Below are 13,242 nucleotides of genomic sequence, written 5' to 3' on the forward strand. Positions count from 1 at the left end.
GGTGGTGGTGACCCGGGAGCCGGAGATGAATGCGGCGGTGTGGCTGTGCAGGACGTTCACGGAGAGTGCGCCGGCGATGCCGATGTTGCCGTCGGCGGTGTTGGCCTGGCCGTTGCCGCGGTCTGCCGAGTTGGGGTCCTTATCGTTCTGCGTCGAGCCTTCGACCCCGGCCTTCGTCGAGGAAGTGTTGGCGCCTTCCGAGTCCGCAGTGATGTTGAGCTTGGCGGCCGTGGTCGGGGTGGCGCTGGTGGAGGCGATGAAGGCGGTGGTGGTCTGGTCCAGGTTCGCGACGGCGATGCCGGCACCGGAGTTGGCGTCGCTCGCGTCGCCGGTGGCCGTGAGCGCCGCGTGGTTGATGGCGGCGAGGGCGAGGTCCCCGACTACCTCGAGGTGCGCCGTGCCGGTCACCTTGGTGATGGTCTTGGCCGTCACGGTGAGAATGGCGACGGCGGCGTCGAAGGTGCTGGTGCCGGAAGAGTCGGCTTCCCCTTCGTCCTTGCCGGCCGAACCCGGGGTGGCTCCGGCGTCGACCGTTGAGGTGGACGTCATGGTGACGTTCGAACCGGCGGTGACCACTGCGCTTCCGCCCACCGTGACCGCGGCGTCGGAGGAGATGATGGCGAGGTCGCCATAGTCCTTGTTCAGCGTCACCGGGCCAACCGTGGAGCTGGCCGACATGACCACGGCCCCGGTTGCTGCCAGATGCGCGTTGCCCGTGACGTTCACCGCGGCCTTGGAATCGACGTTGATGGCGTAGGCGGCGAAGTGGCTGGCGTCCGGGACGATGCTCGAGGCGGCGGTGAGGTTGAGGTTGTTGGCGCTGATGTTGCCGCCGTTGATGGTAACCGCGACCTCGGCACAATGCGTCGCCAGGGCCACGAGGCAGCCGAGGACCGGTCCGCCCGTCACCGAGTCGGCTGCCTCGAGGGTGACGTCGCCGGTGGTGGTGATGTCGGCGTCGTCGGCCACCTCGATGAGTTCCATCTGGATGAGCAGCCAGGCGGCCACGAGGGCGATGGTGCCGGAGATGGTGATCTTGTCCTTGCCGGCCCCGCCCTTGATGGTCAGCGAGGTGGTGGGGGCGGCGAAGGCCACGGTCTCGAAGGTGGCGCCGCTCAGTTCCAGCAGGCCGCCGCCGTTGAGCGTGAGAGTGGCGGTGTCGTCGCCGCCGGTTAGTTCGTAGACGGCGTTGCTCGCGTCGCCCGAGGCGATGGGTTCGATGTTGAGGTAGTTGACCACCGTGGAATCCAGCCACAAGGTGCCCGAGTGCGGATCGGCGGCGACGGAACGGCTGCTGGCGGTGATGCCGGCCGTGACCAGGGTGTCGAAGCCGGCGGCGCCGTCGAAGGTCACCATGATGCCCGGGTTGTTCGTGCCGCGGTCGACCGTGAAGGTGTCGTCGCCCGCGGTGCCGGTGACGTTGATTGCGCTGATGCCGGCCAGGCTGCGGGTTTCTCCGCCGAAGGTGGCCGTGCCGTCCGCGTTGAAGACCAGGGCCGCCGAGGGGCCGGTCATGGCCAGGACCCAGGTGGTGGCTGCTTCCGGGGCTGGTTCGGCAGCGGGTGCTGTGTCGGGGGCGCTTACGGGCGCCGGGGCGCTTGTGGGCGCCGGGGCGCTTGTGGGCGCCGGGGCGCTTGTGGGTGCGGGCTCGCTTCCGGGCGCCGGAGCCGGTTCCGAAAGCAACTCTGCCGTCACGGAGACTCCGGCCGCGGAAACCGGTGCAGGGGTGGGTTCGGTGGAGGCTTCGGCGGCCGGAGCGGTCTCCGGCTCGGTTGCGGGCGCCGGCTCGACGGCGGGTACGGTTGCCGGCTCGACGGCGGGTTCGGTTGCCGGTTCGACGGCGGGCGCCGGTTCGGGCGCGGGCTCAGCGGCCGGTGCCCGGTACATCCGCTCTGGGCCGTTGAAGCGCCGCTCCCCCGGGTTGAGGGTCCGGGTCATCAGATCGGCTCCGCCTTCGATGTCGGCGAATCCGGCGATGTGGCCGTACTCGTGCGCGAGGACAGTCAGCAGGTCCATGGTTCCCTGGGCCGGTGCACCGGTGGTGGCGGACCAGCCCCAGCCGGCCGCCGTCGGGTCAACCGCGATGCTGTTCCCGGAGGTGATGGCGAGTGCGTCGCCGGGCAGGTCCTGCAGGAAGACCGAGGCGCCGCCGACGTTCCAGCCAGGCCACTGGGCCGCCGCGGAACCCTGCACTGCGGCGAGGTCCGCGGCCGAGATTGTGGCGCCGGACTGGGCGCCAGCGGTGTACGCGGCGTCCTGGTGCTCGCCCTCGAACAGCACGAATTCTGCAGGGCCTGAAGCACGCGAAAGGCCCGCCGCGGAAGCGGCGGCGGCCGGAATGGCAGACGGAAGGTTGAAGGCAACCACCATGCAAAGCGTCACCGCAGCGGAGACTATCCGCCGCAGGGCCGGCCCCAGCACAGTCCATGTCATCGCGTGCATCCTCGCGGACGTAAACCCCCAGAATGCGCCTGCATCCAGGCAACAAGGCCTGGTGTCCGGCGCGCGCGGCCCCTCCCAGCGAGACCACGACAATTCACGCTCTCCGGAACGCCCCAGAGGCTCCGTCCGGACCGGATGCGGGCCGTTTTGATCGACCCAAGCGGGAGAGTATTCCTGTGCGGATTTTTAAGTCAATACCCTTTAGGAATTCCCTCGGCGCGTCGCAGCCGCGACACGCCGATGTTATTCGTTTCAAAAAATAAGACTTCATGCTCGAAAACCGGCCGCCGGTACGCTTGAAACTGGACCCGACGACAGGAGGCTGACGTGGCCGAGGCAACCCTCAACGGAACGATTGTTGCCGAAGTGATGGCCGAACTGGCCGCCCTCGAGGACCCCAAAGCCCGCGAGGTGAACGAACGGCACGGCGATGACCACGGCGTGAACCTCGGCAAGTTGCGCGCGGTCGCGAAGCGGTTGAAGATCCAGCAGGACCTCGCCCTGGAACTCTGGGCCACGGAAGACACCGCCGCCAGACTGCTGGCGCTGCTGATCTGCCGCCCTAAGGCGTTCGGCAGGGATGAGCTCGACGCCATGCTGCGCCAGGCCCGCACCCCGAAAGTGCAGGACTGGCTGGTGAACTACGTGGTGAAGAAAAGCCCGCATACCGAGGAACTGCGCCAGGCCTGGTTCGCCGATCCGGATCCGGTGGTCGCCAGCGCCGGCTGGGCCCTGACAAGCGAACGCGTCGTCAAGAAGCCGGAGGTCCTGGACCTTCCCGGGCTGCTGGACGTCATCGAGGCGCAGATGAAGGACGCTCCGGAGCGGCTGCAATGGGCCATGAACACCTGCCTGGCCCAGATCGGGATCGAGCACCCCGGCTACCGCGATCGCGCCATCGGGATCGGCGAGCGCCTGGAAGTGCTCAAGGATTATCCGACGCCGCCGAACTGCACCTCCCCGTTCGCGCCCGTCTGGATCAAGGAGATGGTGCGGCGCCAGGGCGTCTAAGCCGGGCCAGTTTACGGCGGCGCTCCGCCGGTACCTCACTAGGATGTGCGTCATGGGAACCATCGAATCCGTCACCATCGAGGTCGCCGACACCGCCGCGGCTGAAGCCTTCCATGCGGCCGCCTTCGGACTGGGCAACAGGGTGCGGGTCCGGGCATCGCAGGCCCCAACCATCGGATTCCGCGGGTTCACCATGTCCCTGGTCGTCTCCCAGCCGGCCAGCGTCAACGGCCTGATCGGGAGCGCGCTCGACGCCGGCGCAACTGTACTCAAACCGGCCGCGAAGTCGCTGTGGGGATACGGCGGCGTAGTCCAGGCCCCGGACGGCACCATCTGGACGGTCGCGTCGTCGTCGAAGAAGGACAGTGGTCCGGCCACCCGGCAGATCGACTCGGTCGTGCTCCAGCTGGGCGTTGCCGATGTGCCCGCCAGCAAGCAGTTCTATCTCGACCACGGCCTCGCCGTGGGGAAGAGCTTCGGAAGCAGATACGTCGAGTTCAACACCGGTCCCATCACCCTGACGCTCAACAAACGTGGCGCGGTTGCCAAGACCGCGGGCGTCTCACCGGACGGCACGGGATCGCACCGGCTGGTGATCAACGGGGACGCGGGCGCCTTCGCCGACCCGGACGGGTTCGCCTGGGAATAGTTTCAGCTTCTAGTCAGTGGGTCAGTTTTCCGGCGGCGTCGCGCGGCCGCACGGGGTGCCCGCTGAGGATTGAGATGCGGTTGAAGGCGTTGATCGTGACGGCCACCCACTCGGCGGCGACGAACACCTCCTCGCCCAGGACGTTGCGGGCTGCCGCCAGGTCCGCCTGGCTGTCCTCGGTCAGCGGCATTTTGGTGGCCGCTTCGGCGACCATGAGGACCGCCGCCTCTCGCTCGGAAAACACGTCGGTCTCCCGCCAGGCCTGCAGCAGGTCCAGTTTCTGCTGCGGTATGCCGGCATGCCGGGCTTGCCTGCAATGCAGGTCCAGGCAGAAGGCGCAGCCGTTGATCTGGGAGGCCCGCACCTTGATGAACTCGACCTCTTGGGCGGTGAGCCCGCGCTGCAGCACGGCCTTGCTGATCGAGGCCGCGTAGGCCTCCGCGGCGTCCCAGGCTTCGGGCATGACTTTGTCCAGAAAGGGGCGCGTATCCATATCCCGAGGATAGCCGGGAGCGCAGGGCGGCGCTGACCGCCGGGTTTGGAGAAGAAGGGGTGGGCCCTGTGGGGCTCGAACCCACGACCCACGGATTAAAAGTCCGATGCTCTACCAACTGAGCTAAAGGCCCCTGCCGGCAACGCCGGCCCAGTCCATTTCTGGACGATAAATACTCTACCGCACACCAAAGGAGGCCATGACACAGGGGCAAGCTCCGCCGTCGGGAGACCGAACCACAGGCACCCGACCGCACAAACCGGGGCGCCCGCCCCGAAACCGGCCATCCCATGAGTGCACGAGTGAAAGCACAGGAGTAGCGTTGGGGCATGAGCGATCCAGCAGCCTCCACCGGTTCCAGCGGAGCACCCAGGCATCACAAGCCGAAGCCCTTCGCGCCGATCGATTTTGAGCCGTTCGCGGGCGGCGCGGACCCGGCGAGGGTGTCGGAGGCTGCCCACCTCGCGGCGCAGGCCTTGGTACGGCGGGGCCGCGACAGCGACGATCCCAAGGTCACCAAACGGCTGGTCAAGCTGGCCGACGAACAGGGCCTGGACGCCATCGCCGAAATGTGGGCCGAGAGCCCGGCCCGCTCCCTCCCGGGTGCGCTGTGGCGGCTTTACGCCCTGCGCGCCGCCACCATGCAGAATTCCGAGCGGATTTCCGTGTACTTCAAGGCCGGCAGGGATACCGCGCAGGTTTCGCACGTCGTGGCGGGGGCCGCCGAGCCGCCGGGCGCGGACGAGATGAAGCAGATGGCGGACGCCATCCTTTCGGGCGCGTTCGACGGCGATTTCGACGTCGCGCTGGAACGTTCCGCCGCGTTTTGCCGCGTGGTGGCGTTGGGCCAGGCGACCATCGCCGACAGCGCCGAACACGCCAATGAAGGCCACGCCAGCAAGCTCACCAGGAGCTCGCACCAGCTCGTGAAAACGGCCGAGGACCTCGAGCACGCGGCCAACGCGTGGCGGCTGGGCGAACTGGACTAATCCTGCAGGTCCCGTCCGCCAGACGCACTCCGGAGCGGATCTGTCAAGGTTGACTTCATCTGGACGAGGTATAAAACTGAAACTGGTGTCGAACCGCGAAACCCCCGGGCTTCAACTTATAGCCGCTTCGAGCGGCCTACCGCCGAGAGGCGTATCCGGTTCGGCACCATTTTTATGCCCATCGTGCGGTTAGGCGGGGCCGACCCGGGCTGAGGGCAGGTCCGGGACGCAGGCAGCACTGCCGTAAAGTTGGTGTCTGTGAACGTTCCCGCGTCAAGTCATGCGATCCCCGTCGCCGCACATCCCGCCGGCTCCGCAGAACGGGCACCACAATGAAGCTCCGCCTCTTCCCGCAGGAATCCGCAGGCCTGAAGCTTCTTTCCCAAATGGCGCGCCAGATCCTTGAAGCCACCGGAACACTGTCGGAAATCCTGGGAGCCCCCGTCACGGAGCACGGCAGGCTCGTCGAGGAACTCCACGGGCACGAGTCGAAGTCCACGGACCTGCACTTCGCGCTGCTCACCCACATGCGCACCAGCTTCATCAACCCGCTCCCCCGCGAAGACATGTACGCCCTCTCCCGCTTCCTCAACGAGGCCATGGAGAAACTGGACGCCGCGGGCGAACTCGTCGCCTTGTACAAGCTGGACCGGCTGCCCAAGCGCGCCGCCGACCAGCTGGAAATCATCAGCCGCCAGGCCGAGCTCACGGTCGAGGCCATGGGCCGCCTGGACGACCTGGACGAGCTCGAAGACTACTGGATCGAAATCCTGCGCCTGGCCAAACGGGCCGAGCGCAGCCACCGGACCTGGGTGGCCGAGATGTACCGCGACATGAAGGCCGCGCAGTACGCCCGCCACCGGGACATCGCCAACCAGTTGGTGGACGTCACCAAGGACATGCGCAGGGTGGCCACCCAGGTAGGCAGCATCATCGTCAAGGAAGCCTGACGTGGCGATCGGCTTTTTCGCCCTGGTGGTGGCCCTGGCCTGTGGCTTCGCCTTCCTCAACGGCTTCCGCGACGTCTCCACCGCCGTCGCGCTCTCGGTCCGGACCCGGGCGCTGACCGCCTCGGTGGCGGTCCTGCTGGCCGCCGTCTTCAACTTTGCCGGCGCCATGCTCAGCGGCGGCTTCGCCCTGCTGTCCAGCCAGGCCCTGTTCGACCTGCCCGGCGGGGTCAGCGGGCTGGCCATCCTGGCCTCCGCCCTCGCCGCAGCCATCCTGTGGGGCATCTATGCGTGGTGGCGCGGCATCCCGCTGTCCTCAACGCACGCCTTGGTGGGCGGCTTCGCCGGTGCCGGTGCCGCCGGCATCCTGGTGGGCGGGCACGAGATCGGGGGCGTGGACAACGCGCTGCTGTTCCAGGTGGTCCTGCCGCTCGTGCTCTCCCCCGCCATCGCCTTCGGCGCTGCCTACCTGCTGGTCTGGCCTGCCACCTGGGCCGCCCGCTTCACCCAGCCGGACGTGGTGCACAGCCGCTTCCGGCGGGCCGAAGCGGTCTCCGCGGCCGCCGTCGCCTTCGGCCACGGCCTGCAGGACGGCCAGCGCACCATTTCGGTGCTGCTGCTGGCCGGTGTTGCGGCGGGACTGTACGACGGCGGCGAGTTGCCTTTGTGGCCCGTGGTGCTGACCGCGGTGCTGCTGACCGCCGGCACCCTGTTCGGCGGCTGGCGGATTTCGCACACCCTGGGCCACAAACTGATCCGCATCGACCCGCTGCGCGGTTTCGTGGCGCAGAGCCTGAGCTCGCTGATGCTTTTCATCGGGGCGATCGGCCTGCACCTGCCCCTGTCCACCACGCACACCCTCAGCTCCGCGGTGCTGGGCGCCGGGACCAACCAGAACTTCTCCGTCACCCACCGGCCCATGGTGCTGCGGATCCTGGGCTTCTGGCTGCTCACCCCGCTGGTCACGGCGGCGGTGGCTTTTGTCCTGGCGCTGGCGTTCTCGCCCCTGGCGAAACTTTAGCGCGCCAGTTCGGTTTCCGTCGCCACGCCGCCAAGCTTGTGCGGGTTGCGCATGGCGAAAATGCGCACGATCCGTCCGTCCTCGATCTCCAGGCTGACGAGGGTCGGACCGCCTACCTCGTCGTCGATCCGGACGCCGAGGCCGCCGTTGAGCCAGACCAGGGCGATCCGCGGGCCGACAGCGACCTGCGGGAAGGGCCGCAGCAGGTTGATGACCTTCTTCGCGCCGTTCACCGGCACCCGCACGGCATTGGCGAAGCCGCCGCCGTCGGCCACGAGGACCACGTCGGGAGCCAGGACGTCCATGAGGCCCTGCACATCCCCGGTGGTCACCGCGGCCACGAAGCGTTCGACGACGAGCTGCTGCTCGGTGCGTCCCACCTGCGTGCGGGGGCGGCGCGCGGCAACGTGGGAGCGGGCGCGGCTGCCGATCTGGCGTACGGCCGCCGATGACTTGCCCACCGCTTCCGCGATCTCGTCGTAGGGCGCATCGAAGACCTCGCGCAGCACGAAGACCGCCCGCTCCACCGGGGCAAGCGACTCGAGCACCGTGAGCATGGCGATCGAGACGCTCTCGGCCAGCTCCACATCCTCGGCCACGTCTGGCACGGTGAGCAGGGGTTCGGGCAGCCACTCCCCCACATACTCCTCCCGCCGCCGGCTCAGCGTGCGCAAGCGGTTGAGTGCCTGGCGGGTGACGATGCGGACGCAGTACGCCCGCGGATCGCGCACCTCCGCTTGGGCTTCGGCGCCCAAATCGGCCCACCGGAGCCAGGCTTCCTGCACGACGTCCTCGGCGTCGGCGGCGGAGCCGAGCATCTCGTAGGCGACGGTAAAAAGCAGGCTGCGGTGGGTGACGAAAAGGTCGGTGGCGCCGGAGCTGGTCATGCCGGCCACGCTACCGTGCGCCCGCCTGGGACCGCGAGACAGCGGGCCGCGGGAGACCGGATGCCGCGAGACCGGGCGCCGCGAGCGGCTTCAGCCCGCAGGCGTCCGCGAAACCCTCGGACTCGATGCCGAGGGCGACGTTGCCGCGGGTCGTGAGGTTGGCGTAGCCGATCACGCTGGTCAGCTCAACAAGCGCGGGCGCGCCAAGCTGGTCCAGCAGCCGGGCAACAAGTTCGTCGCTGACGGTAACCGGAGTGCTGCTCATGGCTTCGGCGTACTCCAGCACGTCCCGCTCCAACGGCGTGAAGACCCCTGAATCGCGCCAGCGCGGGATCTGCTGCGCCTTCTCCAGGTCCAGGCCGTGGTTGTGCGCCATGAAGTAGTTGAAGTCCAGGCACCAAGTGCAGCCGATCAACGAGGCCACCGCCATGTGCGCGTAGGACTTCAGCGACTCGTCACAGCTGTTCCATTTCTGCAGCTTCTGCCCCATGCCCATGGACGCCTTAAGCACGGCCGGGTTGTGCCACATAACGCCCAGGGACTCCGGCACCTTGCCGAACATCTTCGTGCTGAACTTCTTGATGAGGGCACCGTAAAGGCCAGTGATCTCTGCTGCGGGGATCCGGGTGGTCATGATTCCTCCTGCGGGTCGGTTTCTTTGCCTTGCGACATGAAGACACCGCCCGGGCGCGATCTGTGACAACCCGGAGCCGGGAGCTTAGCCCTGGCGTTTGTAACGGCGCTCCGGCCGGCCGATGCCGCCGTACCGCAGCTGCACCACGGCCCGGCCTTCCTCCACGAGGTATTCGAGGTAGCGGCGGGCGCTGACCCGGGAAGTGCCCAGCGCGTCCGCGGCCTCGGTGGCGGACAGGTCGGCGCCGGCGGAAGTGTCGGAGGTGCGGCGCAGCAGCTCCTCCACCAGCCGCAGGGTCTCCGTGCTGAAGCCCTTGGGCAGCGGCCGCGCCGTATCGCCCAGGCCGAACACCCGGTTTACATCGGCCTGCTCGGCCGTCCCGCTGGCCGAGCCCGGCGACAGCGCCTGGTAGCTCTGGCGGTAATGCTCGAGCCGTTCGTGCAGGTCGTCAGCGGAAAACGGCTTCATCAAGTAGTGCACGATCCCGCCACGCAGCGCCCGCCGCACGGTTTCTACCTCGCGGGCCGCGCTGATCACCAGCACGTCCAGTTCGGGCACCACGTCGCGCAGCTGCTGCAGAAGCTCGAGTCCGTTGATGTCCGGCAGGTGGATGTCCAGGAGCACCAGGTCCGGCTGCAGGCGCCGGGCCTCGGACACGGCCTGTGCGCCGGTATGGGCCGCGCCCACCACCTCGAAGCCCGGGACCTGCCGGACGAAGCCCGAATGCACCTTGGCCACCATGAAGTCGTCGTCGACCACCAGGACCCTGATCGTTTCCGTGGGGCTCATGCCGTGGGGCTTCCTTTCGCCGGATCCGCTTTCCGTAGCGTCGCGGTGAAGACCGCGCCGCCGTCGTTGTGTACTTCCACGTCGCCGCCACGGCGCAGGCACACCAGACGCGTCAGGGGTAGCCCGAAGCCGCGGCCGCCGGCGCCGTCGGACGCCTTGGTGCTGTAGCCGCGCCGAAAGATATCCTCCCGTTCCGCGGGCGCGACGCCGGGACCGGAGTCCCGCACGGTAACCGTCACCGTTCCTGCCTCCTCGCTAAGCTTGACGCTGACTTTGCCGTCAGCGGAGCCGCTGGCAGCAGTCACAGCGCCGCCGGCAGCATTCAGGCCGGCGGCGTCCATGGCATTGTCCACCAGGTTCCCGACGACGGTGGTCAGGTCGCGGGAGAATTCCTCGTCCACCCGGCCCAGGCGGGACGCGGCGTCCAGCTGCAGGGCTACGTTCCGTTCCCCGGCCAGGCTGCTCTTGGCGATCAGCAGGGCCGCGAGCGCGGGGTCGTGGATGCGGGAAGTGATGTCGTCCGAGAGCTTGTTGCGGCTGAGGCTCACGCCGTCCACGAAGCTGACCACCTCGTCGAACTCGCCCAGCTGGATGAGCCCGGAAATGGTGTGCAGTTGGTTGGCGAACTCGTGGGTTTGGGCGCGGAGGGTGTCCGTGGTGCTGCGCGTGCGGCCCAGTTCCTTCTCCAGCGAGGACAGCTCGGTGCGGTCACGCAGGGTGGTCACGGAGCCGATCACCCTGCCGCGGGCAGTGACCGGCTTGCGGTTAAGGACCACCAGCCGCTCCCCCACCAGGAGCAGGCGGTCCGGCTCGGGCTGCTCCGTGGTGAGGTCTTCCCGGAGCTGCCGCTGTACGCCCAGCTCGCCGAGGCTGCGGCCCACGCAGTCCTCCGGCAGGCCCAGGAACTCGCGGGCGCTCTCGTTGGCCACGGTGATCCGCTCCTGCGGGTCCAGGGCGATCACCCCTTCCTTGACGCCGTGCAGGATCGCCTCGCGGTGCTCCACCAGGCCGGCGATCTCCCCCGGTTCCAGGCCGAAGGTCTGCCGCTTGACGCGGCGGGACAGGAGCAGCGAACCGGCCGCGCCAAGCGCGAGGGAGACCCCCAGGTACACCAGCAGGTCCGGTACCGTCTCGCCGAAGCGTTCCAGCACTGAAGGATATTGGCGCCCGACGGCGACGATGCCCACCGTGTGTCCGGCGTCGTCGAGCACCGGGACGTGGGCCATCAGGGAAGGGCTGCCGCCGACGTCCATGGCCCCGGTCCAGGCCCGGCCCTGCAGGACCGTGCTGCCGCCCAGCGGCAACGGGGTCCCCACGGCGGCGGGGTCCTCGGGCGAGGTCAGGATGGTGCCGTCCGTCTTGGCCAGGATGACGATGCTGGCGCCGGATACCGTGCGCATGGACTCGGCAACCGACGGCAGGGCGGCCCCCTGCCGGGGTTCCGCCGTCGGAATCAGCGAACGGACGGTGGGGTTCGCGGCGAGGGATTCCGCCACCGCAAGCGCCCGGCGGCCCTCCACCCGCTCAAAGGCCGCGGCGGACTGCACCAGGGAAATCGCGACGACGCCCAGCAAGACCGCGAGGACGATCAGCAACTGCAAGGCCAGGTACTGGCCGGCGAGGGACAGGCGGTGCCTACGGCGGGGATGCGGGTTGCCGGGCTGCACGGGCTGCACGTCTTCGGGCACGGGGTTCCTTCGGCTGGGGTTTCCCCTTCATTATCCGGCCGCGGGACGCCAAGGGCCCATGACCACAATGAACAAAACAATCTTTGAGAACACAAGCGTGACCGGCGTCACGTCAAGTCATACGGTGAATGCAACTCCCACCAATGATGAGAAGAGGAACACAAGATGCGTCGATTGAACGCACTGCGCGCCATTGCCGTCGCTGCAGGACTTGCAATCGCGGCCACCGGCTGCGGCGTCACCAGCGGCGGTGGCTCCGCCGCCACCAGCGGAAGCGCTGCGGATTCGGGCCCGCTCACCGGGCTGCGAATCATGGTCCCCAACACCGCAGGCGGCGGCTATGACACCACCGCCCGCACCGCGGCCAAGGTCATGAACGACACCAAGACCGCCACCAACGTGGAGGTCTTCAACCTCGCCGGCGCCGGCGGCACGGTGGGCCTGGCCCGCCTCGTCAACGAAAAAGGCAACAAGGACCTCACCATGCTGATGGGCCTGGGTGTGGTGGGCGCGAGCTACACCAACAAGTCCGAAGCCAAGCTGACCGCCACCACTCCCCTGGCCCGCCTGATCCAGGAACCGGGCGCCATCATGGTCCCCAAGGATTCTCCGTACAAGACCATCGGCGAACTGGTTGACGCGTGGAAGAAGGATCCGTCCAAGCTGGCCGTCGGCGGCGGCTCCAGCCCGGGCGGCCCGGACCACCTGCTCCCCATGCAGCTGGCACAGGCCGTGGGCATCGATCCCAAGAAGGTCAACTTCGTCTCCTTCGACGGCGGTGGCGACCTCCTGCCCGCCATCCTCGGCAACAAGATCGGCTTCGCCGCGTCCGGCGCCGGGGAATACATCCAGCAGATCAAGACCGGTTCCGTACGCGTCCTGGCCACCAGCGGCGCAGAGCGGCTGGAAGGCGTCGACGCCCCCACCTTCAAGGAATCCGGCATCGACCTCGAATTCACCAACTGGCGCGGCATCGTGGCCCCTCCGGGTGTTAGCGACGCCGACCGTGACCGCATCGTGGCCGCCCTGACCAAGATGCACGGCACCGACGAATGGAAGGCCGCCCTGAAGGACCACGGCTGGACCGACGCCTTCATCACCGGCGAAGAATTCAGCACCTTCCTGAAGGAACAGGACACGCGGGTCGCCGACGTCCTCTCGAAGCTGGGGCTGGCGTGAGCCAAAAAACTGACGCCGGAACTCCGGCAAGCAAAGGCCGCTCCGAGCTTGGCATCGCTGCCCTGCTCGGGGCGGCCGGCGCCGTCGTCCTCGTGGACGCATCCCGCATTGCCGCACCGTACTCCCAGTCCGATCCAGTGGGTCCGCGCACCATGCCGCTCGTCATTGGAGTCCTGCTGCTGGTCTCCGCCGCGGCGCTGGCCGTCAATGTGCTGCGCGGCGGCCGGGGCCAGGCGGAGGAGGGCGAGGATGTGGACCTGACCCACCCCTCGGACTGGAAGACCGTCCTTCCCCTGGTGGGGGCCTTCGTGCTGAACATCCTGCTGATCGACGCCGCCGGCTGGGTCATTTCCGGCACGGTGCTTTTCTGGGGAAGCGTCTGGGCCCTGGGCAGCCGCCACTACATCCGGGACGGGCTCATCTCATTGGGCCTGGCGCTGGCCACTTTCTACGGTTTCTACTTCGGCCTGGGCATCAAGCTTCCCGCCGGAATCCTGGCAGGAGTTCTCTGAC

General features: G+C 68.1%; 13 protein-coding genes and 1 tRNA gene (1 of these 14 cut by a window edge). 7 read left to right on the forward strand and 7 right to left on the reverse strand.

The features are described 5' to 3' along the window. Nucleotides 1–2,433, reverse strand: the beginning of a protein-coding gene (locus BLP88_RS07150) for a Calx-beta domain-containing protein (RefSeq protein WP_139163320.1). 26,697 nt of this gene lie to the left of the window's left edge; only the first 2,433 of its 29,130 coding nucleotides appear in the window; its start codon is at nt 2,431–2,433; its stop codon lies off the left edge, out of view. A gap of 378 nt (nt 2,434–2,811) precedes the next feature. Between BLP88_RS07150 and BLP88_RS07155 the strand changes: the two genes are divergently transcribed. Together BLP88_RS07155 and BLP88_RS07160 are read left to right on the forward strand one after the other, a co-directional pair. Further along, nucleotides 2,812–3,453, forward strand: coding sequence for a DNA alkylation repair protein (locus tag BLP88_RS07155; RefSeq protein WP_084110920.1), 642 nt, complete (start codon nt 2,812–2,814; stop codon nt 3,451–3,453). 52 nt (nt 3,454–3,505) lie between these two features. Beyond that, nucleotides 3,506–4,102 (forward strand): VOC family protein, encoded by a 597-nt coding sequence (locus BLP88_RS07160; RefSeq protein WP_074588048.1) that lies wholly within the window; start codon nt 3,506–3,508, stop codon nt 4,100–4,102. A 13-nt stretch (nt 4,103–4,115) separates the two neighbouring features. Here BLP88_RS07160 and BLP88_RS07165 read toward each other — a convergent pair whose 3' ends face one another. Together BLP88_RS07165 and BLP88_RS07170 are read right to left on the reverse strand one after the other, a co-directional pair. Continuing rightward, on the reverse strand, nt 4,116–4,595 hold the full coding sequence (locus tag BLP88_RS07165; RefSeq protein WP_074588050.1) for a carboxymuconolactone decarboxylase family protein: 480 nt from the start codon (nt 4,593–4,595) through the stop codon (nt 4,116–4,118). A gap of 60 nt (nt 4,596–4,655) precedes the next feature. After that, nucleotides 4,656–4,728 (reverse strand) — tRNA-Lys (locus BLP88_RS07170). 196 nt (nt 4,729–4,924) lie between these two features. Between BLP88_RS07170 and BLP88_RS07175 the strand changes: the two genes are divergently transcribed. The 3 genes from BLP88_RS07175 (at nt 4,925) to BLP88_RS07185 (ending at nt 7,552) form a co-directional block, all read left to right on the forward strand. Then, nucleotides 4,925–5,584, forward strand: coding sequence for a hypothetical protein (locus BLP88_RS07175; protein WP_074588052.1), 660 nt, complete (start codon nt 4,925–4,927; stop codon nt 5,582–5,584). 332 nt (nt 5,585–5,916) lie between these two features. Then, nucleotides 5,917–6,534: a DUF47 domain-containing protein gene (locus tag BLP88_RS07180; protein ID WP_074588053.1), complete on the forward strand. Its 618-nt coding sequence runs from the start codon at nt 5,917–5,919 to the stop codon at nt 6,532–6,534. 1 nt (nt 6,535) lies between these two features. Continuing rightward, nucleotides 6,536–7,552, forward strand: a complete 1,017-nt coding sequence (locus tag BLP88_RS07185; protein WP_074588055.1) for an inorganic phosphate transporter — start codon at nt 6,536–6,538, stop codon at nt 7,550–7,552. Here the strand turns inward: BLP88_RS07185 and BLP88_RS07190 are convergent. The 4 genes from BLP88_RS07190 to BLP88_RS07205 all read right to left on the reverse strand — a co-directional run bounded on the left by BLP88_RS07190 (nt 7,549) and on the right by BLP88_RS07205 (nt 11,490). After that, on the reverse strand, nt 7,549–8,439 hold the full coding sequence (locus BLP88_RS07190; RefSeq protein WP_074588127.1) for an RNA polymerase sigma-70 factor: 891 nt from the start codon (nt 8,437–8,439) through the stop codon (nt 7,549–7,551). The two genes, BLP88_RS07185 and BLP88_RS07190, sit on opposite strands and share 4 nt — an antisense overlap. 10 nt (nt 8,440–8,449) lie before the next feature. Next, nucleotides 8,450–9,073, reverse strand: a complete 624-nt coding sequence (locus BLP88_RS07195) for a carboxymuconolactone decarboxylase family protein (RefSeq protein ID WP_074588057.1) — start codon at nt 9,071–9,073, stop codon at nt 8,450–8,452. An 84-nt stretch (nt 9,074–9,157) separates the two neighbouring features. Beyond that, nucleotides 9,158–9,862 (reverse strand): response regulator, encoded by a 705-nt coding sequence (locus tag BLP88_RS07200; RefSeq protein WP_074588059.1) that lies wholly within the window; start codon nt 9,860–9,862, stop codon nt 9,158–9,160. After that, entirely contained in the window at nt 9,859–11,490 is a 1,632-nt protein-coding gene (locus tag BLP88_RS07205; protein WP_074588129.1) for a sensor histidine kinase, read from the reverse strand. Before BLP88_RS07205 ends, BLP88_RS07200 begins: the two co-directional genes overlap by 4 nt. A gap of 225 nt (nt 11,491–11,715) precedes the next feature. Here BLP88_RS07205 and BLP88_RS07210 point away from each other — a divergent pair, with 225 nt between their 5' ends. Together BLP88_RS07210 and BLP88_RS07215 are read left to right on the forward strand one after the other, a co-directional pair. Further along, on the forward strand, nt 11,716–12,729 hold the full coding sequence (locus BLP88_RS07210; protein WP_074588061.1) for a Bug family tripartite tricarboxylate transporter substrate binding protein: 1,014 nt from the start codon (nt 11,716–11,718) through the stop codon (nt 12,727–12,729). Next, on the forward strand, nt 12,726–13,241 hold the full coding sequence (locus BLP88_RS07215) for a tripartite tricarboxylate transporter TctB family protein (RefSeq protein WP_074588062.1): 516 nt from the start codon (nt 12,726–12,728) through the stop codon (nt 13,239–13,241). Before BLP88_RS07210 ends, BLP88_RS07215 begins: the two co-directional genes overlap by 4 nt. Nucleotide 13,242 lies beyond the last annotated feature (1 nt).

It is taken from the genome of Arthrobacter cupressi (assembly GCF_900099975.1).
Taxonomy (GTDB): domain Bacteria; phylum Actinomycetota; class Actinomycetes; order Actinomycetales; family Micrococcaceae; genus Arthrobacter; species Arthrobacter cupressi.

Coding starts and splice junctions, on each gene's coding strand:
- BLP88_RS07155 (WP_084110920.1), top strand. CDS start 2,812: ATGGCCGAACTGGCCGCCCTCGAGGACCCCAAAGCCCGCGAGGTGAAC.
- BLP88_RS07210 (WP_074588061.1), top strand. CDS start 11,716: ATGCGTCGATTGAACGCACTGCGCGCCATTGCCGTCGCTGCAGGACTT.
- BLP88_RS07200 (WP_074588059.1), bottom strand. CDS start 9,862: ATGAGCCCCACGGAAACGATCAGGGTCCTGGTGGTCGACGACGACTTC.
- BLP88_RS07160 (WP_074588048.1), top strand. CDS start 3,506: ATGGGAACCATCGAATCCGTCACCATCGAGGTCGCCGACACCGCCGCG.
- BLP88_RS07180 (WP_074588053.1), top strand. CDS start 5,917: ATGAAGCTCCGCCTCTTCCCGCAGGAATCCGCAGGCCTGAAGCTTCTT.
- BLP88_RS07190 (WP_074588127.1), bottom strand. CDS start 8,439: ATGACCAGCTCCGGCGCCACCGACCTTTTCGTCACCCACCGCAGCCTG.
- BLP88_RS07165 (WP_074588050.1), bottom strand. CDS start 4,595: ATGGATACGCGCCCCTTTCTGGACAAAGTCATGCCCGAAGCCTGGGAC.
- BLP88_RS07195 (WP_074588057.1), bottom strand. CDS start 9,073: ATGACCACCCGGATCCCCGCAGCAGAGATCACTGGCCTTTACGGTGCC.
- BLP88_RS07175 (WP_074588052.1), top strand. CDS start 4,925: ATGAGCGATCCAGCAGCCTCCACCGGTTCCAGCGGAGCACCCAGGCAT.